A 16,591-nucleotide genomic window follows, 5' to 3' on the forward strand; every position below is an offset into this window, starting at 1 on the left:
TCACGAGGCCGGGGCGGCCGCGTCATCGATCAGTTCGACGCGGATGTCGTCGAAGCGGAACTCACCGCGGCCACCACCTGCCAGGCGCAGCCTGATGAACGAGACTTCCGCCGGAATGGTGAACTGCAGGGTGGTCGTTTCGAATCGTGATCGCGTGCCTGCGCGCGCACTCCAGTAATTCCACTTTATGATATTCCTGTTTGCGTCGTACGCGGCGACCTCGAGTCCGGCACGACCGGAGTCGCTTCCATTCCACACCTGCGCCGTTACCCTGAGCACATCGCCCTGTTTCACCGAGACCAGGTAGCGGTGCGATATGTTCCACCAGCTGTCGGTGTCGCTTCTGATCACCATGCAGCGCGAACCGTTGACGCCGAGTGCCTCGTAATGCGGCGCATCTTCGCCCTCCCGACGCTGCACGCGGGTCGACCAGGTCCGGAAAAGCAACGGTGCGACATTGAAGGATTCATTCAGGATCAGGCTGAATGGCTCGGGATAAAGCGTGTCGTCGGAGCGGAGATAGCGAAACGGAAAATGATTGCTGAGAGAAAAATCCTCGAACAGGTTTATGCCGGCAGAATTCTTCAGGGCGTACGCACCGGCAAAGCAGACCGCAACGACAAGAAGCAGGACGGCCCGCGATTTGATCGAGCGTTTCATCGGCTCAGGACTACCTGGAATCGGTCGCGCAATTGTATGCTAGAGTGCCCCGCAACCGGCATCTGCAACCGGATACCTGCATGGATTTGAATGCAACAGCGATTGGCGTGTTGGGGCTCGGCTACGTCGGGCTTCCGCTGGCTGTGGAGTTCGGCAAGCTGTTTCCGACCATCGGATTCGATATCGACAGCGCCCGGATCGATGCCCTGAAATCGGGTGTGGACCAGACCCTGGAACTCGACCGCTCGCAACTGGCCGCAGCCACCCGATTGAGTTTCACGGCGGACCCGCTGGAACTGGGCCAGTGCACCGTCTACATGGTCAGCGTACCGACACCGATCGACGCTTTTCGTCGCCCCGATCTCGGGCCACTGGTCAATGCCTGCAGGATGATCGGATCCTCGCTGTCGCCGGGAAACGTGGTGATTTTCGAGTCGACCGTTTATCCGGGGTGCACCGAAGAGGTCTGCGTGCCGATCCTGCGGGAGGCCTCCGGGCTCGAATACAACGTGGATTTTTTTGTCGGTTACAGCCCGGAGCGCATCAACCCCGGGGATCACGAGCACCCCCTGACTTCGGTGATCAAGGTGACTTCCGGTTCTTCGCCGCAGGCTGCGGATTTTGTCGATGCGTTGTATCGGCGCGTGGTCAGCGCGGGGACGCATCGGGTCAGCAGCATTCGGGTCGCCGAGGCCGCGAAGGTCATCGAGAACACGCAGCGCGATCTGAATATCGCGCTCGTCAACGAACTTGCGCTGATTTTCGAGCGACTCGGAATCGACACGCTCGAAGTCCTCGAAGCGGCCGGCACCAAGTGGAATTTCCTGCCCTTCCGGCCGGGGCTGGTGGGCGGGCATTGCATCGGGGTGGATCCGTACTACCTGACCCACAAGGCACAGGAAGTGGGTTATCACCCCGATGTCATCTTGTCCGGGCGCAGGATCAACGACAATATGGGACGCTGGGTCGCGGACCGGGTATTGCGCCTGATGGCGGAACGTGGCATCAACCCGGTCGGAGCGCGGGTGCTGGTGATGGGTTTGAGCTTCAAGGAGAACTGTCCCGACCTGCGCAATACGCGGGTCGTTGATGTCATCGATTCGCTGAAGCGCTTCAATGCCGCCGTGTCGGTTCACGATCCCTGGGTCGATCCTGCAACCGCAGCGAGCGAATTGCAGCTGCAACTGCTCCCGGCGCCGGTTCCCGGCGCTTATGATGCGATTATCGTGTGCGTGGCACACCGCCAGTTCGCTGCAATGGGTATCGATGCGATAAAGGCGCTGGGCAAGCCGGTACATGTGCTTTTCGATGTGAAAGGCTTGTTTCCCCGAGACATGGTTGATGGCAGGATCTAGAGGATGCGTATTCTCGTAACGGGTACCGCGGGATTCATCGGCAACGCACTGGCGCTGAGCCTGCTCGAACGCGGCGACGAGGTTGTCGGAATAGACAATCTCAACGCCTATTATGATGTGCAGCTCAAGCGTGACCGCCTCGCGCGGCTGGCCGATTATCGAGGCTTTACCGATCTGCGCCAGGATCTGGAAGACCGGGAAACCATAGCCTCCACGTTTCGCAAGTACGCGCCGCAGCGGGTGGTGAACCTGGCAGCGCAAGCCGGCGTGCGTTATTCGCTGGCCAATCCGCACGCCTATGTCGGTGCGAACATCCAGGGCTTTCTCAATGTGCTCGAGGGCTGCCGGCACAACGAAGTCGAGCACCTCGTGTTCGCATCGAGCAGTTCGGTTTATGGCGCCAACACCCGCACCCCCTACTCCGTGCATGACAACGTCGATCACCCGGTCAGTCTCTATGCCGCCACCAAGAAAGCCAATGAATTGATGGCGCACACGTACAGTCACCTGTTCAATATACCGGCAACGGGACTACGCTTTTTCACGGTCTACGGCCCCTGGGGCCGCCCCGATATGTCGCCGACCCTGTTCGTGCGCAAGATCATTGCCGGGGAACCACTCGACGTCTTCAACTACGGCAATCACCAGCGCGACTTCACGTATATCGACGACGTGGTCGAGGGCGTGATCCGGAGTCTGGATCATGTTGCCCGGCCGTTTGCGGACTGGAGCGGCGATCAGCCGGATCCGGCGACTTCGACAGCGCCCTACCGCCTGTACAATATCGGCAGCAACAACCCGGTCAACCTGTTGCGCTATATCGAGATCATGGAGGAATGTCTCGGCTGCAAGGCGCACAAGAACCTGTTGCCATTGCAGCCCGGAGACGTGCTGAATACCTGCGCCGATGTGACCGCGCTGATGGCCGACGTGAACTACAAGCCGAGCACTCCGATCGAGACCGGTATTGCCGGTTTCGTGAAATGGTATCGCGATTATTATCGCGTGTAGCGCTCCGGCGGACAGGACGGCCGCCTTCCGCAAACCGCTGCGGCGCGCGCGCTGCGCGAGCGTCTAGAGTTTCCCGTTCTTGTACAGGTTCTCGTAAAAATAATTGGTGGCGCTGACAAAACCGTCGATGCTGCCGCAATCGAAGCGTTTTCCCTTGAATTTGTAGGCCATCACGCAACCGTCACGGGCCTGCTTCAGCAGCGCGTCCGTGATCTGTATCTCATTGTTCTTGCCCGGCTTGGTGGTGCGCAGTATGTCGAAAATGTCCGGTGTCAGGATATAGCGCCCGATGATCGCGAGGTTGCTCGGCGCCTCCCCGCGAAGCGGCTTCTCGACCATGTCCGTGACCCGATACAGATCGTCGCGGATCGGGTCGCCGGCAATCACCCCGAACTTGTGGATCTGATCTTCCGGCACTTCCTCGATGGCCACGATGCTGCAGCGGAACTGCTTGAACAGCTTGACCATCTGGCCCATCACACCGTCCGGCTCGGCAAGACACAGGTCATCGGCGAGGATCACGCCGAACGGCCGATCGCCGATCAAAGTTTCGCCGGTGAGAATCGCATGCCCCAGGCCGCGCATCTCGCGTTGCCGGGTGGTCGAAAAGGTGGCTTCCTCGATGATTTTCCGGATTCCGCTCAGCAGATCTTCCTTGTCGGTTCCCGATATCTGGTGCTCGAGTTCGTAGCTGGTATCAAAGTGGTCGCTGATGGTCCGCTTGCCGCGTCCGGTAACGAAGGCGATTTCATGCAGCCCGGCAGCCAGCGCTTCTTCCACGCCATATTGCACCAGGGGCTTGTTGACGATGGGCAGCATTTCCTTGGGCATCGACTTGGTTGCCGGCAGAAAACGTGTGCCATAACCGGCAACCGGGAAGAGACATTTGTTGATCATCGCGATACTGCTCCGGAAAACTATCGGCCCGCGCGTCGGGCTTCAATCTCTTGTGCTGCCAGGCTTCAAGCGGCGTCCGACCGTGCGTTGCCGCGCCCGATACCGTAGTACCTGATGCCGTAGTCGCCCATCAATGCCGGATCGTACTGGTTGCGGCCATCGAAAATCACGGGAGATTTCAACAGCTCGACAATCGCCGCGAAATCCGGCTGCCTGAAGCGCTTCCACTCGGTGACGAGAACCATCGCGTCGGCTGCTTTCAACGCGTCGTACTGGTAACCGAGCAACTCGACACGCCCATCCTTCAGCCAATCCGGATCCAGGATGGAACGCGCAGGCTCGAGCGCCACCGGGTCGTACGCGGCCACGGTGGCCCCCGCCTCGACGAGTTGCCGAATCAGAACCAGGGATGCCGCCTCGCGCATATCATCGGTGTTCGGCTTGAACGACAGGCCCCACAGCCCGAAACGGCGCCCTTCCAGCCGACCGTCGAAATGGGCGGAGATCTTTTCGAACAGGACGCGCTTCTGGGCTTCGTTGCGTTTCTCCACCGCGTCCAGCAGCGGGGTTTCGTAGTCACTGATCTTGCCCGTGTGAATCAATGCCTTGACGTCCTTCGGGAAGCAGGACCCGCCATAACCGCAGCCGGCATATATGAACGAATAACCGATTCGCTGATCGGAACCGATCCCCTTGCGCACATTTTCCACGTCCACGCCCAGGCGGTCGCAGAGATTCGCTATTTCATTGATGAACGAAATCCTCGTCGCCAGCATCGCGTTGGCCGCGTACTTGGTCATCTCGGCATCGCGAACCCCCATGACGAACAGGCGGTCATGGTTCATCATGAACGGCTCGTAGAGCTTGGTCATCAGGCGCTCGGCTTTCTCCGATTCGACCCCGATGATGATGCGATCCGGGCGGCGAAAATCCGCCAGCGCGGCGCCCTCCTTGAGAAATTCGGGATTGCTGACGACATCGAAGGGAATGTCCACGCCCCGGGCGGCGAGCTGCGCGGCAATCGCGGCACGCACCTTGTCGCCGGTTCCGACCGGCACCGTCGATTTGTCGATGATCACGGCATATTTCTGCAGGTGACGACCGATTTCATTGGCCACCGCGAGCACATGACTGAGATCGGCGGAGCCGTCTTCACCCGGCGGGGTTCCCACGGCGATGAAGATGAACTCGGTCTTGTCGATGCTCGCGGGCAGATCATTGGTAAACGAGAGCTGGCCGCCCTGCATACCCTGCGCAACGAGCGCCGCGAGGCCGGGCTCGAAAATCGGTATGTCGCCGGCATGCAGCCGCGCGAGCTTGCGCTCGTCGTTATCGACGCAAATGACATTGTTGCCCATTTCCGCGAAACAGGCCCCCGTTACAAGACCAACGTAGCCCGTTCCGATCACTGATATCCGCAAGAGTATTTACCTGTACGCGCAGAAGATCATGATTATAGTAGAATGATCGGCACTATCTGGACTGCATCGGACATTATTCGTATCAGTTCGTCTGACGACGGGTCGATACCCTGCTCATGGCACGCCGTTGGCTGCCCGACACCACAAGGAAGGCACCGCTTTTGACAGACATTCCCGCGTCGAGCCCGGTCACTACCCGCCATTCATTCACCAAGGAAGACCTGATCGAGTGCGGTCATGGCCGCTTGTTTGGCCCGGGCAATGCGCAACTGCCGGTCGAGCAAATGCTGATGGTCGACCGGATCACCCATATTTCGACGGACGGGGGTGCCTTCGATCGCGGCCTGATCCTTGCCGAACTGGACATCAAACCGGATCTCTGGTTTTTTGGCTGCCATTTCATCGATGACCCGGTCATGCCGGGCTGCCTCGGGCTGGATGCCATGTGGCAACTCGTGGGATTTTTTCTCGGGTGGAAAGGAAACCCGGGGCGTGGACGGGCACTCGGGGCCGGCGAAATCAAGTTCACGGGGCAGGTTTTGCCCGAATCCTCGACCGTTGTTTACCGGCTCGATCTGAAGCGCGTCATCGAGCGCAAACTCGTGATGGGCATCGCCGACGGAAGCCTGTCCGTCGATGGGCGCGAGATTTACTCGGCCAAGGACCTGCGGGTCGGCTTGTTCAGCAAGCAGCCGGATCAACTGGGTTAGGCCCGGATATGGCCTGGCTGAAACAGTTGTTGCAGAATGTTCCGGGATACGCACAGCGCAACGGGTGCTGCGTCGTCGAATCAGTAACCGCCATTGAGCTGGAGATCGCATGCGACGGGTAGTAGTGACGGGTATCGGCATCGTATCGAGCCTGGGACTGTCCCAGGAGGCGGTCAAACAGGCATTGCTGGATGGCCGCAGCGGCATCAGTGAAAGCAGCGAGTACCGGGAGCGCGGCCTGCGCAGCCATGTCCGCGGCCGCCCGGACATCGACTTCAAGGAGCATATCGACCGCAAGCATCTGCGTTTCATGGGCGATGCGGCTGCCTATGCCTATATCTCGCTGCAACAGGCCATCGCGGATGCCAGGCTCGAGGAGAACGACATCAGCAATGAGCGTACCGGCGTTATCGCCGGCTCCGGCGGCGCATCATCGTCCAACCAGGTCGAGGCCGCGGATATTCTGCGCGAGAAAGGCATCAAACGCATTGGGCCGTATCGCGTTACCCAGACGATGGGCAGTACCGTCTCCGCCTGCCTGGCAACGCCGTTCAAGATCAAGGGCGTCAATTATTCGATCTCTTCGGCCTGCTCCACCAGCGCGCATTGTATTGGCAATGCCATGGAGCAGATCCAGCTCGGCCGCCAGGATATCGTGTTCGCCGGTGGCGCCGAGGAAGAGCACTGGTCGATGACCTGCCTGTTCGATGCGATGGGTGCGCTGTCGACCCGGTACAACGATGCGCCAACCCGGGCCTCACGTGCATACGATGCCAACCGGGACGGTTTCGTGATCGCCGGTGGCGGTGGCATGCTGGTCCTCGAGGAACTCGAGCACGCCCGCCGCCGGGGGGCGCCAATCCACGCGGAACTGGTCGGTTACGGGGCCACTTCGGATGGGTACGACATGGTCTCGCCCTCGGGCGAGGGTGCCGTGCGTTGCATGCGCCAGGCGATGTCCACGGTGAACGGAACGATAGACTACATCAATGCCCATGGCACCAGCACTCCGGCCGGCGATATCCAGGAGTTGCGCGCCATGAAAACGGTGTTCGGAAGCGATATGCCCAGGGTCAGTTCCACCAAATCCCTCAGCGGGCATTCACTCGGGGCTGCCGGGGTCCAGGAAGCGATCTACGCGCTGCTGATGATGCGCGATGACTTCATATGCGCATCGGCCAATATCGAGAGCCTGGACCCGGAGGCCGACGGAATGCCCATCGTTCGCGAGCGGGTCGACGGCGCCGGGCTGGTCCGCGTCATGTCCAACAGCTTCGGCTTCGGCGGCACCAATGCGTCGCTGGTGTTCCAGCGTTTCACTGCCTGAGGCGCACGTCGCCGGCAAAACCGCGCAATTGATGCTTTAATCAGGCTCTGGCGTCTGATGGCAAACATCGGACAGAAATAATCGTTCCGGAGCCCCGAGATGTTGATACCGGTTTTGCTTTCAGGTGGCGTAGGCTCACGGCTGTGGCCGGTATCGCGCCGCCTCTTTCCCAAGCAGTTTCTCAAGCTCGTGGATAATCAGCGCTCGCTGCTCGAACAAACACTTGCGCGGACCGCAGGCCTTCCCGATCTTGGCCCCAGCATCACGATCTGCAACGAGGAGCACCGCTTCATCGTCGCGGAGCAACTGCGCCACATGGAACAGCGCAAGGCCTCGATCATTCTCGAGCCGCAAGGCAGGAATACCGCTCCGGCCATCGCGCTCGCGGCACTCGATGGCCTGGTCCAGACCAAGGACGCGATGCTGCTCGTGCTACCGGCCGACCACGTGATTCGCGATGTGAAGGCTTTCCAGACCGCGGTCCAGGCGGGGATCAGGCTCGCTGCCGAGCGCCACCTGGTCACGTTCGGCGTGACGCCCACGCGCCCCGAAACCGGCTACGGTTATATACAGCGGGGGAATCCGGTCGGCGATTCGGGCGGATTTGCGGTGCGTCATTTCGCCGAGAAACCCGATCCGAAAACCGCCCGCGACTATGTCGACAGCGGTGAATACTTCTGGAACAGCGGCATTTTCCTGTTTCGCGCCGACGCCTACCTGGAAGAACTGGAAGCCCACGCCCCGGCCATTCTCGAGGCATGCCGGGATGCCTACGAAAAAGCCAGCGACGACCTGGACTTCATCAGGGTGGACAGTGAAGCCTTCGGTCGCTGCCCCTCGGATTCGGTGGATTATGCGGTGATGGAACACACTGCGCGCGCCGCCATGATTCCGCTCGACAGTGACTGGAACGATATCGGTTCGTGGTCGGCCTTGCGCGACGTCGGCGAGCAGGATGATGCCGGCAACGTTGCCCAGGGCGACGTGATCACGCACGATGTCAGGAACAGCTACCTGCGCGCGGAATCGCGCCTGCTGACCGCCGTGGGCGTGGAAAACCTGGTGATCGTCGAAACCGCGGATGCCGTGCTGGTGGCGGACGCGGACCAGGTACAGGATGTCAAACGGCTGGTCGAACGCCTGAGCGCGGATCACCGACCGGAAGTGAGCCTGCACAAGACGGTGTATCGACCCTGGGGGTCTTACGAGACGCTGGTCAGCGCGGAGCGGTTCCAGGTCAAGCGGATCGTGGTCAACCCGGGGCAGCAACTCTCGCTGCAGATGCACCACCATCGCGCCGAGCACTGGATAGTCGTCAAGGGTACCGCCCGCGTCACCTGCGGCGAGCGGGAATTCACGCTCGGCGAAGACCAGTCAACCTATATTCCGCTCGGCAACCAGCATCGGCTCGCGAACCCGGGCGTAATCCCGCTGGAACTGATCGAGGTGCAATCGGGCAGCTACCTCGGCGAAGACGACATCGTGCGCTTCGAAGACAAGTACGGCAGGGCAAAATCCTGAGCGGGTGTCACCCCCGTGTGAACAGATGCTCAAGCGGAGGGAATTAACAGCTTGCTGCCCGGCAGGCTGAGCGCAAGCTGCCGGCCCAGAGCTTCCTTGGCCTCGTTATCACCGTGCACGATCCGGATCGTGGAAGGCGGTTTGCGCATCGTGGTCGCGAAGCGCAACAGGTCTGCCTGGTCGGCGTGTGCCGAATAACCGCTCAGGGTATGAACCGAGGCACGGATATCGAAGCGCTGCCCGTCAAGCTCCACATGACCGCCACCCGGACCGTAGCGCTGGATGAGGTGCCCCGGCGTGCCGGCCGCCTGGTAGCCAACGAACAGGATATCGGTGGCCGGATCCTCGATGAGCGCCCGCAGATAGTTGAGGATACGTCCGCCCGCGCACATCCCGCTGGCCGCGATCACGATCGCCGGGTAACGCGTCCGGCGCAGGTGCTCGACGATGCGCAGGTGATCGGCATGGCTGTTCACCGTGCGCAGTTGATCGAAGGACAGCGGATGACGCCCGGCCCTGACGCGCGCCGTGGCTTCCTGGTCCCAGAACGGCTTCAGCTTTTGATAGACGCGGGTGAACCGGGCGGCCAGCGGCGAATCCACCACGATTTCGAGCTCGTTCCACGGCAGGCCGCGCGCGGCCTCGGTGCCACGCATGCGGTGGATGATATCCTCGATCTCGTACAGCAATTCCTGGGTGCGCCCGATGCTGAAGGCCGGAATCAACACCGCACCACGATTCTGAAGTGAGCGCTCGATAACCTGCTGCAGCTTGCGGATGCGCTCGGCACGACCTTCGTGCAACTGATCGCCGTAGGTACTCTCGATCACCAGCGTGTCGCAACCGGTTGGTGCACGAGGCGCGGGCAGCAACGGCGTATGAGGGGCACCGAGATCGCCCGAAAAGACCACGCGGCGGCGTGCCGATCGCGCAGCATTGGCAGCGTCGCCGCTCCCATCGCGGGTAGCGGAGTATTCCACCGGGGCACTGATACGGCACTCCAGGTAGGCCGAGCCGAGAATATGTCCGGCACGCTGCAAGCGGATCTCGAGCTGTGTGCCAGTTCCAGTCTCGATGCGTTGCCAGCGTCCATAGGGAAGGGGCCTGATGCGGGATTGCAACGCCTCGACGGTATCCGCGACAATTTTGCGCTCGCGCGTCGCACCCACCGCCAGCGCGTCCTCGATCACCAATGGCAGCAGGACAGCCGAAGGCTCGGAGCAAAAGATCGGGCCCCTGAAACCGGCTGCCAACAGGTAGGGTATGCGCCCGGCATGATCGATATGGACATGGGTCACGACCAGCGCGCGGATGTGTTCGATCGGAAAGTCGATCGCGAGCTGGTCGCGTCCGGCGCCGGTGCCGGAAGTTTCCGCGCCCTGAAACAGGCCGCAGTCGACAAGAATGGCAAACTGGCGGTTCGCGGACGAGGGCAGCAGGCGCAACTCGTGACAGGAGCCGGTCACGCCCCGCACCGCTCCATGGTGGATGATCTCGCAAAAATCGCCACTCATACCGGCCTCCCCGGGGCAACGTGACGCTCAGGACAACTGTACCACCCGCACCAGGTCGCCCGCCCGCACACTATTCCCCGGCGCGATTACCACCAGGGCGTTGGCCCATGCTACTGAAGACAACACTCCCGAACTCTGATTCGGGTAAAGCCTGACGCGCAACCCATCGCCGTCATTCTCGAGACGGGCGCGAAGATACTCCTGGCGACTGCCGGGCGCCGGCCAGTCGAAATCCGCGCTTGCCCGGAGTTCCAGCGGGCGCACCTCGCCGAGAATCCCCTGCATGCGCAGCAGGCAAGGCCGTGCGAGGATCTGCCAGGTCACAAACACCGAGGACGGATTGCCGGGCAAACCAAAGAAGACCTTGCCCTGCACACGGCCGTATGCAAGTGGCTTTCCGGGCTTGATGGCGAGTTTCCACAGCCTGAGGCTGCCGAGTTCTTCCACCGCATTCTTGACATGATCTTCCTCGCCAACGGACACGCCGCCGGTGCTGATCACCACGTCGGCCAGCTCCGCCGCCTGGCGCAGGCTGTCACGGGTGCCCGATGCGTTGTCCGGCACGAGTCCGGCATCGATCACTTCGATACCCAGGGTTTCGAGCAACCCCGCCAGGAGATGGCGGTTGGAGTTGTAGATCTGTCCAGGCGCGATCGGTTGACCCGGCTCGACGAGTTCGTCTCCGGTTGACAGGATCGCCACCCGCAGGCGCCGCAGCACCTGCAACTGCGCGATGCCTACCGCCGCCAGCAGCCCGGTGTGCGCCGGTCCCAGCCGGGTGCCCGCCTCGACCACCACGTTACCCGAGGCGATGTCCTGGGCGCGCCGGCGAATATTTTGTCCGCTGACGGGCGCTGCATCGATGCGTACCCGCTCCCCGAGGGCGCGGCAATTCTCCTGCATCACCACGGTATCCGCGCCGGGCGGCAACTCGGCACCGGTAAAAATACGCGCCGCCGTACCGGGCTGTAATTGGTGGCCGACGCTGCCCGCCGCAATTCGCTGGCTGAGCGGAAACTCGCGCAGTCCCGCGGCGTAGTCCGCAATCCGGATGGCATAACCATCCATCGAGCTGTTGTCGGCTGGCGGTACGTCGATCGGAGAACGGATTTCCCGCGCCAGGATTCGCCCCAGCGCCCTGTCGAGCGCCACCTGCTCGCACTCCGCAATGCCTTGCACATCAGCCAGCAACTGCGCGAGCGCCTCATCGACCGGCAGCAACGCCGCTTTTTCAGTGTGGGTCACCATCATCAATGTTGCTGCACACCGCGCAGCACGATGCTCGCGAAATTGCAGGGCCCGAAGCTGCTGTCGAGCTGATCACGGATGATGCCTTCCCACCCCGTGCGGCACGCCCCGGTCGAACCGGGCATGCAGAAGACGACGGTACGGTTCGCCAGGCCGCCAATGGCGCGCGACTGCAGCGTGGAACTACCGATCTCCTGCAGCGAAAGTGCACGGAAGGTCTCGCCAAAGCCCTCGATCACCTTGTCAAACAGCGGCAACAGGGCCTCCGGCGTGCTGTCGCGCCCACTGAATCCGGTGCCCCCGGTGACCAGCACCACATGGATCTCGGGGGCCGCAATCCAGCGCGAAACAACGGCCCTCAGGCGATAGATATCGTCAGGTTCGATGACTTTCTCGACAAGTGCATGGCCCGCCGCCCGCAGGCTTTCGACCAGGTATTGCCCGGACGTGTCACTGGTTTCGTTACGGGTGTCGGATACCGTCAGCACGGCGATGTTGAGCGGAGTCTTGGGGGCGGATGCGGGCATGATGGCTTCACCTGAAACATGATGGGCAAGGGATCCCATGGTCGCCCCTGCCCGGTAGCACGGTCAATATCGAACCCGGAAAGCCGGGCCCGGTCACTACCTGCAGTATTCCGCCACCACCGACGGCAACGCCGCGCGCCATGGACGCTGCTTGATCCCAAAAGTGCCAAGCAGCTTGTGACAATTGAGAATGATGTTGCGGTCCTGCGCCGCAAGCGCCACGAGCGACACCGTATCGCGACGAATGCGCCCATACTGCGAGGCGAGCGCAACGATCGCCTCGGCCAGGTTATACAGGCTCGCGGCATCCGAACTGCAGTAGTGATACACGCCCCAGGGAGTTGCCCCGCAGTCGAGTTGCACGATGATCGCCACGACCACCCGTGCCACATCGTTGGCCGGGGTCGGGCAGATCTTGTCTTCACTGCACTCGAGCTGTTCACCGCGCTCGAGCCTTTGCATCACCATCGAAAACAGGTTGTCGCCGGCGGGTGCGAGCAAGGGACCGGAACGCAGCACGATATGACGCGTCACCCGCTTCAGGACATGGCGCTCGGCTTTCAAAACACGGGCAGCACGCGGATCGCCGCTGTCGGATTTGTCTTTCTCGCGGTAGGCGCCGTTCTTGCGCCCCGCGAACATGCTGTCGTCGGATAGCTGGATCAACGTGGCTTCCTGCAACTGGCTCGCCTTGCAGAGGTTTTTCACCAGCAGCAGGGCGCGCTTGTGCGCGACGGGATCATCTTTCTGGAACCATTCACGCGACAGCGCGTTCACGATATGGGTTGCCCCATGGATTGCGAACGCATGCTGCAACAGCTTGACACTTTCCAGCACCGGATCACGGCTGGAAATCGACACGAACGGAATGTCGCGCCCCTGCAGGTTCGCCACGAGTTCCAGCCCCAGACGACAGTCAGCGCCGATGATGACGGTTTTCACACCTGCTGTGCTGGGTCGCTTGGGTATCGGTCAGGACGATCAGAACGGAATATCGTCGTTCCAGTCGCCGGCCGGCTCCGCAAAGGGAGCCGGCTGTCCGCCGCTGGCTGCGCCACGCTGCTGGCGTGGCTCGGACGAATAGCCCTGGTCGGCTTCCGCGCCACCACCGCCCGCACCCCGACTATCGAGCATCTGCATCTCGTTGCCGATGATCTCGGTGCTGTACTGGTCCTTGCCATCCTTGTCCTGCCACTTGCGGGTGCGCAACGCGCCTTCGATATAGACCTTGCTGCCCTTGCGCAGGTACTGGGCCGCGATCTCCGCCAGGCGGTTGAAAAATACCACCCGGTGCCACTCCGTGCGCTCCTGCATCTGGCCGGTATTCTTGTCCTTCCACGAATCCGAAGTCGCGATTCGCAGGTTGGTGACCGCCCCGCCGGCGGGCAGATGACGCTGTTCCGGATCGGCTCCGAGGTTACCGATCAGAATGACCTTGTTGATGCCGCGTGCCATGATTTCCTCCATGTTTGTCGTACTGTCCAGGGTCCGCGACTACAACACGCACCGCCCGCCGATGTCAATCAGACAACGCTGACAGGAAGCCCCGAGAGATGATCATCGTCGAAATGACTGTCGACCTGCAGGTAGGCAACACTCTCGCCGGCGATGATCAGGACCTCGCGCACTCCGGGGAGGCCGTGCAATTGGTCTGACAGCGCGGCAATCGCCGTGGGGCCAGCCTCGACGGCGAGCGTTATCGAGCGCAGGTATTGGGGGCCACGCATGCCGACTGCCCACAGCAGCCACAGCACGCCAAGCGAGGCGCACAACCAGAATACCCCTTCAAGCCCGAAATGCTGCATGGCCAAGCCCCCGCTGGCGCCACCGCAGAAAGCCCCGAGGAACTGGAAGGTCGAATAGACACCGGTTGCGGTGCCGCGATTGTCACGCTGCACCGCACGGCTCAACAGCGACGGCAACATGGCCTCGAGGAAATTGAACGCCAGGAAAAACAACCACAACAGCACCATGGCGCCGTAGAGGTTGTAACGTGCCAGCGGCATTTGCGCCAGCGCCAGCACGATCAGCGCCACCGCCCCCACGAAAAATGGTTTGACCAGGCGCTTGCGCTCGGCAATCACCATGAACGGTACCATCGCAACAAACGACACCCCGAGCAGCAGTCCATAGACCGGCCCGTGTGAATGTCGCGCAATGTGCAGGTCATCGGCCAGCATGAACGGCACCGCGACGAATATCGCGGTCATGATGAACTGCAGCACGAATGCACCGCCATCGAGGCGCAACAGCTGCCGATCGGACAGCACCCGTCGCAGCACGACCATGCCCGAACCCGGGCTGGACAACTGCCGGTGGGTGAGCGGTGTGGGCACGACAAAGATGGTGATCAGCATACCGAGCACCGCCAGCAGCGCAGCGACCAGGAACAGGCCCTCGAGCCCGTCCCATGCGGCGATTACCGGGCCGAGCACCAGGGAAAGCGCAAACGAAAGACCGATGCTCACGCCGATCGATGCCATCGCCTTGCTGCGGTTCTGCTCGCGCGTGACATCGGCGAGCAATGCCATCAGTGTGCTGGCAATCGCCCCGGCGCCCTGCAACGCGCGCCCGGCAATGATGCCGTGAATGGTATCCGACGAGGCGGCCAGCAAACTGCCCGCAAGGAATACCAGCAACCCACCGAGAATGACCGGTTTGCGACCGATACGATCCGACAGCATGCCGAGGGGCAATTGCAGGCAGGCCTGGCTGAGGCCGTAGATGCCCAGAGCTATCCCGATCAGAAAGGGTGTGGTGCCCGCGAGATCGCGGGCATAGATCGCCAGCACCGGCAGCAGCATGAACAGGCCGAGCATGCGCACCAGGTAAAGACTGGCGAGCGAGGCGACGGCACGCGTTTCGGTGGATGAAAATCCAGTGCGGGACAACCCAGATCACCCGTTTTGACAGCAAGAGCAGGAAGTCGCGCATGCTAGCAATATCGCCCGACTCCCGCCATATCGAGGATTACCATTGTGGGAGCGACGTGCGCGGAAGGCGCCGGGCAATCAGCCGGCCGCGTGCACCATCGCCAGCAATTCGTCGCGCCGGGTCGCCATCAGCGCGGCATCGCCCCGCGTCTCCACGTTCAGCCGCACGACCGGCTCGGTGTTCGACATCCGCACGTTGAAGCGCCAGTCCGGGAACTCCATGCTGAGGCCATCCGTGTGATCGACCAGTAGTGCCGCCGGCCGGTATTGCTCCTCCATCCGCGCGAGCAATGCGCGCGGATCGGAGACACGACTGTTGATTTCACCGCTGCACGGGAAGCGGGCGATGCGCTCGGCGATCAGCGCCGACAAAGACTTGCCGCTGACGCTCATCAAGCCCGCGACCAGCAACCACGGAATCATCCCGCTGTCGCAGTAGGCGAAGTCGCGGAAATAGTGGTGCGCACTCATCTCGCCACCGTAGATCGCGTTCTCCGAGCGCATGCGCTCCTTGATGAACGCATGACCGGTCTTGGTCTGCACCGGCGTGCCACCCAGAGCCGACACGATATCGACGGTATTCCAGGTCAGACGCGGATCGTGAACGATGCGCTCCCCGGGATGCTTGAGCAGAAACGCTTCGGCCAGGAGACCAACGATGTAATAGCCCTCGACGAACTGACCGGTCTCGTCGAACAGGAAGCAGCGGTCGAAATCCCCGTCCCAGGCCACCCCCAGGTGGGCACCATGGGCGGTGACCGCGTCACTGGTGGGGGCACGATTTTCCTCGAGCAACGGATTGGGCACGCCATGCGGAAAATTGCCATCGGGATTGTGGTGGACCTTGATGAACTCGAAGGGCAGATGGGCTTCGAGCGCGTCGATCACCTCGCCGGCCCCGCCATTGCCGGCATTGACCACGATACGCAGCGGCGCCAGCGCCGCCCGATCGACATAACCGAGCAGGTGCTGTACATAACGCCCGCGTGACTCGATCCGGCGCAAACCGCCGCGTTTGGCCGCCGCACCAAACCGGTTCTGTTCCGCCAGGCGCTGGATATCGAGCAGGCCCGAATCGCTGCTGATCGGCCGCGAGCCCTCGCGCACGAACTTCATGCCGTTGTAATCCTTGGGATTATGGCTGGCGGTGACCACGATCCCGCCATCCACGCCCTGGTCAAAAGTCGCGAAATAGATTTCCTCGGTCCCGCACTGCCCGATGTCCAGCACATCCACGCCGGCATCACGCAAGCCTTCGACCAGTGCCGCGCAGATCTGCGCACTGCTCAGGCGAATATCGTGGCCGACCACGACGGTGCGCGGCGCAACCACCTCGACATAGGCTCGCCCTATGCGGTAGGCGATTTCGGGGTTCAACTCGTCGGGAATCCGGCCACGGACATCGTAGGCCTTGAAGCATTTGAGTTCTGTGCTCATATACGGACGCTCACCTATCGGAAACCTGAT

The 16,591-nt window shown here is 61.8% G+C and carries 15 protein-coding genes; 5 read left to right on the forward strand and 10 right to left on the reverse strand.

Annotation, left to right across the window (positions count from 1 at the left end; genetic code table 11):
* On the reverse strand, positions 1-660 hold the full coding sequence (locus tag IPF49_07450) for a hypothetical protein (protein MBK6287457.1): 660 nt from the start codon (positions 658-660) through the stop codon (positions 1-3).
* A gap of 80 nt (positions 661-740) precedes the next feature.
* Here IPF49_07450 and IPF49_07455 point away from each other — a divergent pair, with 80 nt between their 5' ends.
* Both IPF49_07455 and IPF49_07460 read left to right on the forward strand, forming a co-directional pair.
* Complete coding sequence (locus IPF49_07455) at positions 741-2,015, forward strand: nucleotide sugar dehydrogenase (GenBank protein MBK6287458.1); 1,275 nt, start codon at positions 741-743, stop codon at positions 2,013-2,015.
* Positions 2,016-2,018: 3 nt separating this feature from the next.
* Positions 2,019-3,026: an NAD-dependent epimerase gene (locus IPF49_07460; protein ID MBK6287459.1), complete on the forward strand. Its 1,008-nt coding sequence runs from the start codon at positions 2,019-2,021 to the stop codon at positions 3,024-3,026.
* 63 nt (positions 3,027-3,089) lie between these two features.
* Here IPF49_07460 and galU read toward each other — a convergent pair whose 3' ends face one another.
* The gene (gene galU, locus IPF49_07465) at positions 3,090-3,923 is read right to left on the reverse strand and encodes a UTP--glucose-1-phosphate uridylyltransferase GalU (GenBank protein MBK6287460.1); all 834 of its coding nucleotides are present in this window, start codon (positions 3,921-3,923) and stop codon (positions 3,090-3,092) included.
* Between the two features lie 65 nt (positions 3,924-3,988).
* Positions 3,989-5,344: a UDP-glucose/GDP-mannose dehydrogenase family protein gene (locus IPF49_07470; GenBank protein ID MBK6287461.1), complete on the reverse strand. Its 1,356-nt coding sequence runs from the start codon at positions 5,342-5,344 to the stop codon at positions 3,989-3,991.
* A gap of 116 nt (positions 5,345-5,460) precedes the next feature.
* Here IPF49_07470 and fabA point away from each other — a divergent pair, with 116 nt between their 5' ends.
* The 3 genes from fabA (at position 5,461) to IPF49_07485 (ending at position 8,902) form a co-directional block, all read left to right on the forward strand.
* Positions 5,461-6,054 carry a bifunctional 3-hydroxydecanoyl-ACP dehydratase/trans-2-decenoyl-ACP isomerase gene (gene fabA / locus IPF49_07475; protein ID MBK6287462.1) on the forward strand — a complete coding sequence of 198 codons (594 nt, stop codon included), beginning with the start codon at positions 5,461-5,463 and terminating at the stop codon, positions 6,052-6,054.
* 109 nt (positions 6,055-6,163) lie between these two features.
* On the forward strand, positions 6,164-7,381 hold the full coding sequence (gene fabB / locus IPF49_07480; GenBank protein ID MBK6287463.1) for a beta-ketoacyl-ACP synthase I: 1,218 nt from the start codon (positions 6,164-6,166) through the stop codon (positions 7,379-7,381).
* 99 nt (positions 7,382-7,480) lie between these two features.
* Positions 7,481-8,902: a mannose-1-phosphate guanylyltransferase/mannose-6-phosphate isomerase gene (locus IPF49_07485; GenBank protein MBK6287464.1), complete on the forward strand. Its 1,422-nt coding sequence runs from the start codon at positions 7,481-7,483 to the stop codon at positions 8,900-8,902.
* A 29-nt stretch (positions 8,903-8,931) separates the two neighbouring features.
* Here IPF49_07485 and IPF49_07490 read toward each other — a convergent pair whose 3' ends face one another.
* From IPF49_07490 to IPF49_07520, 7 genes are all read right to left on the reverse strand, one after another.
* On the reverse strand, positions 8,932-10,416 hold the full coding sequence (locus tag IPF49_07490; GenBank protein MBK6287465.1) for an MBL fold metallo-hydrolase: 1,485 nt from the start codon (positions 10,414-10,416) through the stop codon (positions 8,932-8,934).
* 27 nt (positions 10,417-10,443) lie between these two features.
* Entirely contained in the window at positions 10,444-11,664 is a 1,221-nt protein-coding gene (locus tag IPF49_07495; GenBank protein ID MBK6287466.1) for a molybdopterin molybdotransferase MoeA, read from the reverse strand.
* A 2-nt stretch (positions 11,665-11,666) separates the two neighbouring features.
* Positions 11,667-12,191: a molybdenum cofactor biosynthesis protein B gene (gene moaB / locus IPF49_07500; GenBank protein MBK6287467.1), complete on the reverse strand. Its 525-nt coding sequence runs from the start codon at positions 12,189-12,191 to the stop codon at positions 11,667-11,669.
* A gap of 96 nt (positions 12,192-12,287) precedes the next feature.
* Positions 12,288-13,133, reverse strand: coding sequence for a sugar nucleotide-binding protein (locus IPF49_07505; GenBank protein ID MBK6287468.1), 846 nt, complete (start codon positions 13,131-13,133; stop codon positions 12,288-12,290).
* Positions 13,134-13,172: 39 nt separating this feature from the next.
* Positions 13,173-13,649 (reverse strand): single-stranded DNA-binding protein, encoded by a 477-nt coding sequence (gene ssb / locus IPF49_07510; protein MBK6287469.1) that lies wholly within the window; start codon positions 13,647-13,649, stop codon positions 13,173-13,175.
* 65 nt (positions 13,650-13,714) lie between these two features.
* Positions 13,715-15,010 carry an MFS transporter gene (locus IPF49_07515; protein ID MBK6287470.1) on the reverse strand — a complete coding sequence of 432 codons (1,296 nt, stop codon included), beginning with the start codon at positions 15,008-15,010 and terminating at the stop codon, positions 13,715-13,717.
* A 192-nt stretch (positions 15,011-15,202) separates the two neighbouring features.
* A complete protein-coding gene (locus IPF49_07520) occupies positions 15,203-16,561 on the reverse strand; it encodes a phosphomannomutase (GenBank protein MBK6287471.1) in 1,359 nt (452 codons plus the stop codon).
* Between the last annotated feature and the right edge of the window lie 30 nt (positions 16,562-16,591).

It is taken from the genome of Gammaproteobacteria bacterium (assembly GCA_016705365.1).
Taxonomy (GTDB): Bacteria; Pseudomonadota; Gammaproteobacteria; order Pseudomonadales; family UBA5518; genus UBA5518.

What these genes read in the sequence shown, in the direction of transcription:
- fabB (MBK6287463.1), top strand. Translation starts at nt 6,164, where the DNA reads ATGCGACGGGTAGTAGTGACGGGTATCGGCATCGTATCGAGCCTGGGA.
- moaB (MBK6287467.1), bottom strand. Translation starts at nt 12,191, where the DNA reads ATGCCCGCATCCGCCCCCAAGACTCCGCTCAACATCGCCGTGCTGACG.
- galU (MBK6287460.1), bottom strand. Translation starts at nt 3,923, where the DNA reads ATGATCAACAAATGTCTCTTCCCGGTTGCCGGTTATGGCACACGTTTT.
- IPF49_07485 (MBK6287464.1), top strand. Translation starts at nt 7,481, where the DNA reads ATGTTGATACCGGTTTTGCTTTCAGGTGGCGTAGGCTCACGGCTGTGG.
- IPF49_07520 (MBK6287471.1), bottom strand. Translation starts at nt 16,561, where the DNA reads ATGAGCACAGAACTCAAATGCTTCAAGGCCTACGATGTCCGTGGCCGG.
- IPF49_07490 (MBK6287465.1), bottom strand. Translation starts at nt 10,416, where the DNA reads ATGAGTGGCGATTTTTGCGAGATCATCCACCATGGAGCGGTGCGGGGC.
- IPF49_07515 (MBK6287470.1), bottom strand. Translation starts at nt 15,010, where the DNA reads ATGCTCGGCCTGTTCATGCTGCTGCCGGTGCTGGCGATCTATGCCCGC.
- fabA (MBK6287462.1), top strand. Translation starts at nt 5,461, where the DNA reads ATGGCACGCCGTTGGCTGCCCGACACCACAAGGAAGGCACCGCTTTTG.
- IPF49_07455 (MBK6287458.1), top strand. Translation starts at nt 741, where the DNA reads ATGGATTTGAATGCAACAGCGATTGGCGTGTTGGGGCTCGGCTACGTC.
- IPF49_07460 (MBK6287459.1), top strand. Translation starts at nt 2,019, where the DNA reads ATGCGTATTCTCGTAACGGGTACCGCGGGATTCATCGGCAACGCACTG.
- IPF49_07450 (MBK6287457.1), bottom strand. Translation starts at nt 660, where the DNA reads ATGAAACGCTCGATCAAATCGCGGGCCGTCCTGCTTCTTGTCGTTGCG.
- IPF49_07495 (MBK6287466.1), bottom strand. Translation starts at nt 11,664, where the DNA reads ATGGTGACCCACACTGAAAAAGCGGCGTTGCTGCCGGTCGATGAGGCG.